The following is an 11,545-nucleotide window of genomic DNA, read 5'->3' as shown; positions in this document are numbered from 1 at the left end:
AGCAACGTAAATAAGACCATAGCGAGTAAGCATACCAGTTGTGCTGGCGACCATAGCAAGAGTGAACCACCTGATCCCTTCCCGAACTCAGAAGTGAAACCTCTTAGCGCTGATGGTAGTGTGGGGTTTCCCATGTGAGAGTAAGTCATCGCCAGCTCATTATTCCAAAAGCCCTCTGCTCACGCAGGGGGCTTTTTTTATGCGTGAAATAAAGATGAAATAGAAAAAGGCTTAAATAAATTTAAGCCTTTTTATTTATGGATTAATATTTCTGGAATGCATTTAATTAATCATTAGTACGTTCTAATTACATCGATTTTTTAAGTTGCTTCTGGTGCGTTAAAACTTCTTTTGCATATTTTTTGCCTTGTTTACGCATTTTCCGATCTTTCTCATAGGCAGTAGGGCCTACATTATAATAGCCCAGCGCTTTTTCTAGGCTGCCACTAGATTCCTGATAACGTGACAGAATATAACTCCCACATCTAATATTTATTGCTTCATTAAATAAATCAGGTCCACATGTAGATTGCCAATAACGCGGAACAATTTGCATAAGACCCACAGCACCTGCAGGTGAAGCGACCTGACTGCGATAGGTAGATTCCTGTCGAATCACGGCTGCTACTAGCAAGGGATCTAGACTATGTCTTTCGGCATTTTGAATAATTAAAGGTGAAACGCGAGTAGCAGTTATCGCAGGCACAGCATATGCAGTCTGAATTCCTTGAGACAGTTTAGCAGAGCGTTTTTCTAAGGAATTACCTCCTAGTGAGGAGCAAGCACTTATTAATATTGTACTTAAACCAAGTATCCCAATTTTTAAAGTAGTAGGATTTAAGACCTTTAATAATGAATAGTTTTTGCCAGAAAATTTGCCCAACAACTTTCAGCTTCCCTGTATTTTTAAAATTAGATTGATCTTAGGAAGATGTATGAAAATCGTCAAGAAATTAGATGATTTGTTTACAAAGACAAATTAGATTTTATTGAATAATGAATTTTTTATGAAGAATTGTTTAAAGAAAAGCCAATTAACAGTCGAATTTGTATCTCAGGCTTTTCTTTAAAGTGTATGTGTTTAGATGCACAAGAAAGCTTAGTCTAAAGTTTTTAGCATCCAGATTTCACAAGCTGCACTATGACCTGTATTGCCTTCGGGATGATCGAGATGTTCAAAACCTAATTTTTCGTAAAGCTTCACTGCCTGCCAAAGACTTGCAGTAGTCTCAAGATAGATTTGTTTAAAGTTCTGCTCATGAGCAAAGTCAAAGGTCAGATTTAAAATCTTTTTTGCAAATCCATAACGACGAATAATGGGTAAGAAATACATTTTCTGTATTTCTAGAATACTCTGATCACCCTGTAATGGCGCAATACCTCCGCCACCAAAGACTTGATTCTGCTCATCGATAATGACCCAATAAGCTGCATTTGGCTGCTGATATACTTCATACAGGTTATCCAGGATTGGATCACCGACAGCAAAACCGGACTCTGCTGCAAGTCCGAATTCTACGGAAACTTCACGAATAATCTTGGCAATTTGAGCATTATCTTGAGGTTGTATAGGACGAATAGAATACATAGGTTATGACATAAAAAAGGATGGAAATTTTATAGTCCGAAAACCATAAAAAATCCATCCTTTTTGATGATTCGTTCTTTAATAAAGCAGTATTTCCAGTTTTTGATTATTTTAATTCACTTGAAGATTTACCCAGTTCACGTCGAGCAATAATGAGTTGCTGAATCTGTTGAGTTCCTTCAAAAATATCCAGAATCTTGGAATCACGTGCCCATTTTTCTAAAAGTTCAGTCTCGTTATAGCCTATAGATGCTGCTAATTCGACGCACTTCAAAGTGATTTCATTCGCGATACGACCCGCCTTGGCTTTAGCAATAGAAGCTTCACGGGAATTAGGCTTACGATTATCCGCCATCCACGCAGCTTTTAACATTAATAAACGGGCAGATTCCCATTCGGCTTCCATACGATAAATCTGCGCTGCAATATTCGATGTTTGTAAGTAAGGTGTATGGTACTCAGAATCTAGCTGATCCTTAAAAATTTCCTTGGTTCTCTCTAAAGAAGCTTTAGAGCAACCAATGGCCATCGCTGCTACAAGTGGACGGGTATTATCAAAAGTTTCCATGACCCCAGCAAAACCCTTGGCCACATCAATTTCAGCATGTCCAAGCAAATTAGCAGCAGGTATACGACAATCAATAAAACTAATTGCAGCCGTATCCGAGGCTTTAATGCCTAGCTTATGTTCCAGACGCTCGATTTTCATGCCGGGTGTGCCTTTAGGTACGACAAAGGATTTGATTGCAGCACGACCAAGTTTTTTATCTAAAGTCGCCCAGACCACAATCGCATCTGCACGTTCGCCAGAGGTGACAAAAATTTTTTCACCATTGAGGATATAGTCATCACCCTCTTTAATGGCAGTGGTACGAATGGCAGCTGAATCCGAACCACAGCCTGGTTCAGTAATCGCCATCGCTGCCCATATACCATGAAAGCGTTGCAACTGTTCGTCATTAGCAACGGCAGCAATGGCTGAATTTCCTAACCCTTGACGCGGCATGGATAAAAGCAGTCCGGTATCACCATAACACATTTCGACAATACTAAGTGCTGTCGACATATTGACGCCATTTTTATTGCTTTCATCGCTATCACCGCGTTTATTGACCGCAGCTCCTGCATTCATGCCTTCGCTGCCTTGGTTCATACCATCGACGACAGAGGCAAGCATATCCAACTCTTTCGGATAAGCATGTTCAGCTTTGTCATACTTGCGTGAAATAGGGCGGAGTACATTCAGGGCAACTTCATGTGCCTGATCAATCAGCAATTTGAATTTTTTAGGATTTTGCAAGTTCATTTATTTTTTTCCTTATTCTTTGCTCAGGCATGAAGGCCAGAATGTACGATTGCTGTTGCTCTTAAGTCCCGATACCAGCGTTCTACCGGATGTTCTTTGGTGAAGCCATGTCCGCCGAGAATCTGTACGCCATCTGTGCCAATTTTCATGGATTTTTCTGCACAGAGCAGACGGGCCAGATAAGCTTCTCGATGAAAGTCTTGACCAGATTCTGCAAGACTGGCGGCATTCAGGATCAGCATTTGCATGGCATCAATTTCAATCGCCATATCTGCAATCATAAAAGCTACACTTTGCCGATGGGAAATTGGTTCACCAAAGGCTGTCCGTTCATTGGCATATTGCACACAGTATTTTTTAACCGCTTCACAGGTACTGACCGCCATGGCACACCACATTAAATTGCCTAGATCAAGAAAAGCGGTGTAATCAAAATCGTCATCTCCCAAGCGTTGTGCCGGTGTGTTATTAAATTTGAGATTCACAGTTTGAGTGGCTTTCAAGCCCATAGCCGGAGATTTTTGTGCAGTAATGGTATTATTGCGTTGCACAATAAATACTTCGGTTTTGCCATTCAGATCTGCACTGACCAGATAGATATCAGCAGTTTCTCCGAGCATCACCAAGGTTTTTTCACCATTAATTAAATAGTGATCTCCATTCGAGGTTGCTTTAGTTTTTAACTGATAAGGATTAAAGGCAGCTGTTGCTTCCTGTACTGCGAAGGTGGCTTTAAGATGCGGATCATCGGCAAATGCAGTCAAATACTCAGTCTGAACCTGTTCTGAACCCCAACGGGTAATCGCATTAATCACACTAAAGGTAGAAAGCAGACCAGCAGTCAGACTGAAATCACCTTGAGCCAACTGTTGAGCCATCAGGACATTGCTGACGATATTCTGTTCTGCAGCTACACCACCTAAAGCTTCAGGCAGCGCATAAAAATTGAGACCCAGATCAGTTGAATATTGCCAGAGTTCCTTTGGGAAGATTTCATGATGATCTGCATCATGTGCCAAAGGATAAAGGACTTCACTGGCAAACTGCTGCATCGCCTCACAGGTCATTTGCTGTTCTTCAGTCAGATTCAGATCGAACAGGGATTTAGACTGATGTGGTAAACGTTGTCTTTGAATTTTCTGACCAGATTTCAGGATTTTCTGAGTCTGGCTGAGTGTTTTAAAACCTGCTTTAGAGCTTTGATAAAGAGATTTTTCTAAAAATTTACGCAGCTTTAATTGGTCGAGTAAATCACTTCCAGCCACTTTGGTCAGGATGGACAAGCCAAATCCTTGTGCTTTGTTCACCATATTGTTCATTCTAATTATCCTACGGGGTGTTATCTTATTTGCCTGATGTTGACATGCAGTTCTAGAAAAAACCATGTCATCAATGACATGAATCATTGTCAATTTATAATTAAAATAAAGAGGGGATTTGAAGAATTAAAATATTGAAACTAAATAGAAAAATAAAATAAGAAAAATTAGGTTTTTATCAAAAATTGACCCGAATGACAAAATCATCCGGGTCTTATATAAGGCTAATAATAACTTAGTCGATTAGAGATGACGTTTAATCATTGCACGTACATTAGTTTTCGCATCAATCACCGTCATGAAGGTATAAGCGCCAATGAACTTACGGCTGATAAACATAAATTCTTTAGGCGGTACACTGAAATAACGTGAAGCCATGGATTTAGAAGCTTGCTGCATTACCCGGCTATGAAGCTGGCTTTTTTTCCAGTTATAGCGGTCATGTTCATCCATCACGCCTGGAGGCAGGTCTTTATTGTTCATTGGCGAGCTGAAGGCTTCTGTGGCTAACAGGAAGACTTTCGCCATATCCGGTTTGATGCTAGGCGGAATAGAATCAAAGAATTCATAACCGGTCATGGCTTTCACCATCATGTCTGAATCATGATGATAACCGGCCTGGATCAGGTTACGCGCTACATTGAGTAGATGCTGGTCAAACTGACGGATTGCACCGAAGTCGAGAAGCACAATCTTGTCCTGAATATTTTCGCCATCCCCTAGACGTACCAAATAATTGCCGAAATTCGGGTCAGTCTGCATCTCACCCCATTCAAAAATCTCACGTACTGCGATTTCAAGGGAAGCTTCCCCCAGTTTATTACGACGTTCCTGTGGTAGAGACAGCATCACTGGACTATTGATCGGTACACCACGTTCAAAGGTCATACACAGGACACGGTCAGTACAATAGTTATCGATGATGGTCGGTACGATATAACGTGGGTCATTTTGCAGACGTTTACAGAAACGACGGGTCGTATCCGCCTCAATTTTATAATTGACCTCACGATGCATCATCTCACGAACTTCATCGAACCATTGATCGAATTCACGGGTTTGCGGCACCATACGGGTCAATTTGAGCATGTTCTTAAACAGGCTCATATCAGAATCAATAGCTTCAGCTACACCCGGGTACTGGATTTTAAGCACCAGCTCCATACCGTCTGACTTACGCACCGCACGATGCACCTGAGCCAAAGAGGCGGTACCTAAGGGCTCATGATCAACTGTCAGATCATCTAGCTTGGAACCTAATTGCTGCTGTAATTGGGCTTTGATCGCCGGCCAAGCCAAAGCGACTGTTTTATTATTTAAAGTATTTAAGGCTTGAGTAACTTCTTCTGGCAGAAAATGCTCGCCATACAGGGCCATCATCTGGCCAATTTTGACAATTGAACCTTTAAGCTTGCCAATTTCTGCAACTAGATAATCGGCCTGTTCTTTCATGGCTTTTTTGCGTCTTCTTTCTTTTTCTTCTTCGCTCGAGAACATAGAACCCGCACTGGATGCTGCCCAGCGCGTACCTGCCAGTAAAGATGCCTTTGCGATCGATAAGCGTCGATCCATTGAGGAAGTTTTCAATTCTTTAAGCTTATCGTTCTGATCTGACATGTAAACTCAATCCTTTTATCAGCATAAAGCGGAATAAATCATTGTAGTGGATATTACCGTGTCTGCACGTATTAAAAAAGTTTAAGCCGCTGAATTCACGGTGAAAATCTCGGCAAGAGCATATCGCTTGCCGTTTTGACCAGTGTAGGGTGAATATTATGACATTTGAAATTGAATTTTTAATTCAGATCGTTGTTGTAACTGTTGTTTATTTGTTTGAATATGTTGATGAATTAGGTTCTGGACTGTTTCATGCATAAAACCCAGCGCATAACCCTTCACAATAATGATGCTTGGCAAACTGAAAAACAGGTATTTGGCATCTTCCAAAGTCGCGCTACTAAATACGCCTTGCTGCATTAATGTGGTTTGTAAAAATACCTTTTCCTGCTGCACCTGACTGGATAACTGGTCATTCCAGTAGTTCTGGCGCATGGCCATAAGATTGTTGTGCTTATAGCTCATAAGATCTGGGCTCGTTTGGACATCATTGCCGAATTATATGCGGCCATAAAATCAAGTTTCAACCAAAGAACTGTGACATCTTTTTAAGCGAGAAAAATATAGGATTTTATCAAGGACTCAGTTAGTATCAGGCAATAATTTAAACAAGATTCATTATTCAATATTGATTGGAAACAAGCCAGTTTTGGTGAAGGGGATACTATGCGTTTTGCATGTTTATTAATGGCAGGTTGTTTGGGGACGATGGCATTACAGGTTCAGGCGGCTACAGGTTATTCTCAGGAATATACCCAGTGCATGAACTTTAGTTATGGCAATACAGCTAAACTGCAGAAATGTGTGAAAAAAGAATTAAAAGCACAGAATAAACGTCTAAAGAAAAACTATAAGACTTATCTGAAATTGAATGCGGGTTATCGTAATAATATTCGTGATCAGCATACAGTGTGGCAACGTAAATTATCACAGCAATGCAAGCTGACCATGAATACCCAATATGCCCAGATTAAACAGGGTCAATGTGTGCTGGAGATGGTAAAAGATCAGGCGAATTTGTATCAATCGCGTTCTTATCGTGCCGGTGCTTAAACTGATTTTAAGTTAATAAGTCCTTCCGGAAATACCGATAAATCTCAAAAAGCAGGATTCTAATCTACCTGAAATTCAGAAGATCTGTCATTGATAAACCATGGAGAATTCGGGTTTTTCATGGTTTTGGCATTATAAAAGACCTCAAAACAAGGTATCATAAGGCGTTTTAAAAAATGACCTTGGAGACGCCTTAAGTGGATCGACCGACTATTAGCCCTGAACATTTGCAGGAAGCCGCTGAAAATTTAACTACCATTCGTGATTTTATTCGTTTTGGGGTTACAGCATTACGTCAATACGATGCGCACTTAGGTCAAGGTACAGAAGATTATTTTGCTGAAAGTTCAGCGCTCGTTCTACAAACCTTGTCACTGGACTGGAATGCAGATCCTGAAATTCTGGACTCTAAATTATTGCCAAGCGAAGTGGCTGAGTTCTTGAGCTTGCTGGAACGCCGCATTAATGAACGTGTTCCAACCTCTTATTTATTGAATCTGGCCTATTTCTTCGGCAAGCCATTCTATGTCGATGAGCGTGTTCTGATTCCACGTTCGCCAATCGTTGAGCTGATTGAAAACCGCTTTGCTCCTTATTGCCTGACTGAAAATGGTGAAATGGGCGCGGCAGTAAATAACCTGCCAGAAAACCCGAATCCAAAAACTCCACAACGCATTCTGGATATGTGTACCGGTTCTGGCTGTATCGCGATTGCATTGGCCTATGCTTTCCCGGATTCAGAAGTGGATGCAACCGATATTTCTAAAGAAGCTTTGGAAGTGGCGCAGATTAACTGTGAACATCACAGTAAGCAGTACCAAGTAGCGTTACTTGAATCTGATCTATTTGCTAAAATTCCAGCTGAAAACCAATATGATCTAATCGTATCTAATCCTCCATATGTCGATGCAGAGGATATGGCTGATCTTCCTGATGAATTCCATCATGAGCCAGAGCTGGCCTTGGCTGCTGGTCAAGACGGTCTGGATCTAGTACGTAAGATGCTGGCTCAAGCGGCTGATTACCTGACTGAAGATGGTCTGATCGTGATTGAAGTGGGTAACTCTGAATGGGCGATGAAGCAAAACTTCAATACCGTTGATTTCCACTGGTTGCAGTTCCAACGTGGTGGTTCAGGTATCTTTGCATTGACTGCAGCCCAATGCCGTCAATATCGTGATTTATTCATTCAATCTGTTAATTCATAAGGAGTCGTTGACATGGCAGGTAATAGTATAGGGCAACTCTTCCGTGTAACGACTTGTGGTGAATCTCATGGTGTTGGCTTAATGGCCATTATTGATGGGGTTCCACCAGGGATTGAACTGTCTGAAGCGGATTTGCAAAAGGATCTGGACCGTCGTAAGCCAGGCACATCGAAATTTGCAACACAGCGTAAAGAGCCAGATGAAGTTGAAATTATTTCAGGTGTGTTTGAGGGTAAAACTACCGGTACTTCAATTGGTCTTTTAATCCGCAATACGGACCAGAAATCGAAAGATTATGGCAATATCGCGCAAACTTTCCGCCCGGGTCATGCAGACTATACCTATACCCAGAAGTATGGTTTCCGTGACTATCGCGGTGGTGGCCGTTCGAGTGCGCGTGAAACTGCGATGCGTGTAGCAGCAGGTGCGATTGCCAAGAAATTCCTGTTTGAGAAATTTGGTATTGAAATCCGTGGTCATGTGACCCAAATCGGTACTGAAAAAGCAGAAAAACTGGACTGGAATGAAGTGCCAAATAACCCGTTCTTCTGTGGTGATGTTGATGCGGTGCCGCGCTTTGAAGCATTGGTAACTTCATTACGTGAGCAAGGCACAAGCTGTGGCGCACGCCTTGAGATCATTGCTTCTAAAGTGCCAGTGGGTTGGGGTGAACCAGTATTTGATCGTTTAGATGCTGATATTGCCCATGCCATGATGTCAATCAATGCCGTGAAAGGCGTGGAAATTGGTGATGGGTTTAGTGTCGCTGAGCAGTTCGGTCATGAAACCCGTGATGAACTCACAACAGATGGCTTCCTGGCGAACCATGCTGGCGGTATCTTGGGTGGTATTTCTAGCGGTCAGGATATTCGTGTTTCGATTGCGTTGAAACCAACGGCTTCCATCACAACTCCGGGTAAAACCATTACCATTAATCGTGAAGATACGGATGTCCTGACCAAAGGCCGTCATGATCCTTGCGTGGGTGTACGTGCAACCCCAATTGCTGAAGCGATGCTAGCAATTGTTTTGATGGATCACTTCATGCGCCATCGTGCACAAAATGCCGATGTCGTTGCGCCGTTTGAGCCAATTGAACCTAAATAATTTGCTTTATAGAAGCAAATGAAATTAAAGTCAGGCTTCGGTCTGGCTTTTTTATATTTATAAAATGAAAAATAACAATATTCGTTTAGCCCAAGCTACGGACATTCAAAGCATTGTTAAGTTGATCAATACAGCTTATCGATCTAATTTGGGCTGGACGCATGAACATGACATTGTTTCAGGTAATCGAATTAATGAGGCTCAGTTAAGTGAGCTTTTAGCACGGCCTGATGTTGAACTTTATGTCTTGGAAAATAATGATCAACTGGTGGGTTGTATTGGTTTGACACACTTCCCAGATTGTTTTGAAATCGGCAGTTTTGCTATTGACCCAGTCCGGCAAAATTCAGGTTATGGCCGAATATTGTTAGATTTCGCTGAGCAATACTCCAGAGAAAAAATACCTTTCAAAAAACTTAGAATGTCTGTTCTTAATGTTCGCATTGAATTAATCGCGTATTATGAGCGTCGTGGTTATCACCAAACCGGCAAAACAGAGAGTTACCCACTGGATGCAGATGTTGGACAGCCTTTAGTAGATTTAAATCTGGTGATTTTAGAAAAGAGTCTCGAAAAGATTGATGAAGTTATTTGAATCTATTTTTGATTCTAAGTGTGTTTAATAAGAATAATGACAGGATATATGAATGGAAGTATGGTTAAGTGCTGAATTAAGTAGGGAAGTGTTAACAGAAGATCATCTTGATCTCGAAAATAAAGCACGTAACGCAGTAGAAAATGCCTTAAATGCTCAACTACAAAATAAGTCGTATGATATTCCGATAGATAAATGGAAGTGCATTGAAATTATAATGGGAAATGATAGTTTTGATGAACGTATTTTTTATTCATTTAAACGTAGAAATATGGATTTCCGTTTAAGGATTGATCCAACAACTTTTAAGGCAACAGATGATTTAGGCCGTGAGAGACTCATTTTTAGGATGCTCTTAAGAAGCCTGGATTTGTTAAAAGTTAAGTTTGAAAAATTCCGTCCGAAGCTTGATGCAAAGGTTTATGAGGAGCTTGAAAGACTAAAAAATGATGCACTAAATGTTGCAAAAGATGAAAGTTGGATTTAAAGCGTATTTTAATTAAAGCCAGCGAGAGTGTTTTTTATTTATTATCCATTGAATTTTCCACTATTTTTATCCTGAAACGAGTCGGTTGTTGTATCCTTGCTCATTGACAGGCAATTGAATAGGATGCGATTGCCGCAAAACCCATATCATGAGTTGTTCAATGTTTCAGACTATCTTCACTGTACTGTTTCCGCTTATTGGCCTGATTACTTTGGGCTATGTATTAAAACAAAGGAAATGGCTGGAAGATAGTTTCTGGCGTGGGGCAGAAAAACTTAATTATTTTGTCCTGTTTCCAGTCATGCTATTTTTAAATCTGGCCGTAGCCAAGATTGAAATGGCAGTCATTAAAGATGTGGTTCTGGTGGTCTTTAGCCTTATGGCGGTGGTCAGTATTGCGCTATATGTGCTGCGCAAGATTTATCAGATTGGCTATGCACGTTTTGGGGTCTATGTGCAGGCACTCCTGCGTTTTAATACCTATATCGGACTTGCAGCAGTGAATGCTTTATTTCATCAGCAGGGCATGACCATTTTCGCCGTAGTGATGGTGTTATGTATTCCACTGGTCAATATCTTATCTGTACTGGCATTTACTCGTAGTTCAGATATGCAGATCTTCAAAATTCTGGTTGATCTGTTAAAGAATCCTTTAATTTTAGGCTCTCTTGTGGGTGGTATATTTAACCTCTCAGGCTTATCGCTTTGGGCCGGGTTTGAATTATTCCTAAAACAGATTGCCTTATGCAGTTTGCCGCTTGGCTTGATGTGTGTGGGGGCTGCCTTACAGTTCCAAGGCTTCCAGCGAGATATCTTCCCATTAGGTCTGGCGACTTTTGGACGTTTATTAGGAATGCCACTTGCTGCTTTCTTTGTCTGCCAATTATTTGATATTGATCCTTTAACCACCCAGGTACTGGTGTTGTTTTTTGCTTTACCTACTGCTTCAGCTTCCTATGTACTGACGCGTGTCTATGGCGGAGATAGCCAGTTCATGGCCAGTGTTATCAGTATGCAAACGGTAGTCGCGGCTGGATCTCTCATGTTGATTCTTTCCTGGTTAATTTAATTTTAGGATCCGAAAGACGGTCATAGATTGAGAGTTTTCTGGTAAATCAATCCTATAAATAGCCTAAGCAATTATTAACATTATTGCTTTTCTTAAATGCCTTGCATTGCAGCATGACGTAGGAAAATGAGGCAAAAAACCAAATTAAAATCTTAAAATTCATTTGAAATAGATAGTGTTATTTCTTCTAAATTTA

The 11,545-nt window shown here is 40.9% G+C and carries 12 protein-coding genes and 1 rRNA gene; 7 read left to right on the top strand and 6 right to left on the bottom strand.

The features are described from left to right. The first annotated feature begins 42 nt into the window (after positions 1-42). Positions 43-157 (top strand): 5S ribosomal RNA (gene rrf, locus FTV18_RS08160). 150 nt (positions 158-307) lie between these two features. On the opposite strand, the gene FTV18_RS08155 is transcribed toward rrf, so the two are convergent. From FTV18_RS08155 to FTV18_RS08130, 6 genes are all read right to left on the bottom strand, one after another. Further along, positions 308-886 (bottom strand): lytic transglycosylase domain-containing protein, encoded by a 579-nt coding sequence (locus FTV18_RS08155; RefSeq protein ID WP_180017452.1) that lies wholly within the window; start codon positions 884-886, stop codon positions 308-310. Positions 887-1,099: 213 nt separating this feature from the next. Further along, on the bottom strand, positions 1,100-1,588 hold the full coding sequence (locus tag FTV18_RS08150; RefSeq protein WP_180017451.1) for a GNAT family N-acetyltransferase: 489 nt from the start codon (positions 1,586-1,588) through the stop codon (positions 1,100-1,102). Positions 1,589-1,694: 106 nt separating this feature from the next. Then, a complete protein-coding gene (locus FTV18_RS08145; protein ID WP_180017449.1) occupies positions 1,695-2,894 on the bottom strand; it encodes an acyl-CoA dehydrogenase family protein in 1,200 nt (399 codons plus the stop codon). A gap of 23 nt (positions 2,895-2,917) precedes the next feature. Next, positions 2,918-4,204, bottom strand: a complete 1,287-nt coding sequence (locus tag FTV18_RS08140) for an acyl-CoA dehydrogenase family protein (protein WP_180017462.1) — start codon at positions 4,202-4,204, stop codon at positions 2,918-2,920. A 252-nt stretch (positions 4,205-4,456) separates the two neighbouring features. Beyond that, positions 4,457-5,830 carry an AarF/ABC1/UbiB kinase family protein gene (locus FTV18_RS08135; protein ID WP_180017447.1) on the bottom strand — a complete coding sequence of 458 codons (1,374 nt, stop codon included), beginning with the start codon at positions 5,828-5,830 and terminating at the stop codon, positions 4,457-4,459. Positions 5,831-5,986: 156 nt separating this feature from the next. After that, entirely contained in the window at positions 5,987-6,295 is a 309-nt protein-coding gene (locus FTV18_RS08130) for a hypothetical protein (protein WP_004785493.1), read from the bottom strand. Between the two features lie 201 nt (positions 6,296-6,496). Between FTV18_RS08130 and FTV18_RS08125 the strand changes: the two genes are divergently transcribed. The 6 genes from FTV18_RS08125 to FTV18_RS08100 all read left to right on the top strand — a co-directional run bounded on the left by FTV18_RS08125 (position 6,497) and on the right by FTV18_RS08100 (position 11,349). After that, positions 6,497-6,883 (top strand): lysozyme inhibitor LprI family protein, encoded by a 387-nt coding sequence (locus FTV18_RS08125; RefSeq protein ID WP_180017445.1) that lies wholly within the window; start codon positions 6,497-6,499, stop codon positions 6,881-6,883. Between the two features lie 197 nt (positions 6,884-7,080). After that, positions 7,081-8,091 carry a 50S ribosomal protein L3 N(5)-glutamine methyltransferase gene (prmB, locus tag FTV18_RS08120; RefSeq protein ID WP_104426049.1) on the top strand — a complete coding sequence of 337 codons (1,011 nt, stop codon included), beginning with the start codon at positions 7,081-7,083 and terminating at the stop codon, positions 8,089-8,091. Between the two features lie 12 nt (positions 8,092-8,103). Beyond that, on the top strand, positions 8,104-9,198 hold the full coding sequence (aroC, locus tag FTV18_RS08115) for a chorismate synthase (protein WP_180002073.1): 1,095 nt from the start codon (positions 8,104-8,106) through the stop codon (positions 9,196-9,198). A 64-nt stretch (positions 9,199-9,262) separates the two neighbouring features. Then, entirely contained in the window at positions 9,263-9,793 is a 531-nt protein-coding gene (locus tag FTV18_RS08110; protein WP_180017443.1) for a GNAT family N-acetyltransferase, read from the top strand. Positions 9,794-9,845: 52 nt separating this feature from the next. Further along, positions 9,846-10,280, top strand: coding sequence for an Imm44 family immunity protein (locus FTV18_RS08105; protein WP_180017441.1), 435 nt, complete (start codon positions 9,846-9,848; stop codon positions 10,278-10,280). A gap of 160 nt (positions 10,281-10,440) precedes the next feature. Beyond that, the gene (locus FTV18_RS08100) at positions 10,441-11,349 is read left to right on the top strand and encodes an AEC family transporter (RefSeq protein ID WP_180017439.1); all 909 of its coding nucleotides are present in this window, start codon (positions 10,441-10,443) and stop codon (positions 11,347-11,349) included. The last annotated feature ends 196 nt before the right edge of the window (positions 11,350-11,545 follow it).

Origin of the sequence: Acinetobacter sp. YH12241, assembly GCF_013417535.1 — a bacterium.
Classification (GTDB): domain Bacteria; phylum Pseudomonadota; class Gammaproteobacteria; order Pseudomonadales; family Moraxellaceae; genus Acinetobacter.
This window is presented reverse-complemented; position numbering and strand designations above follow the sequence as displayed.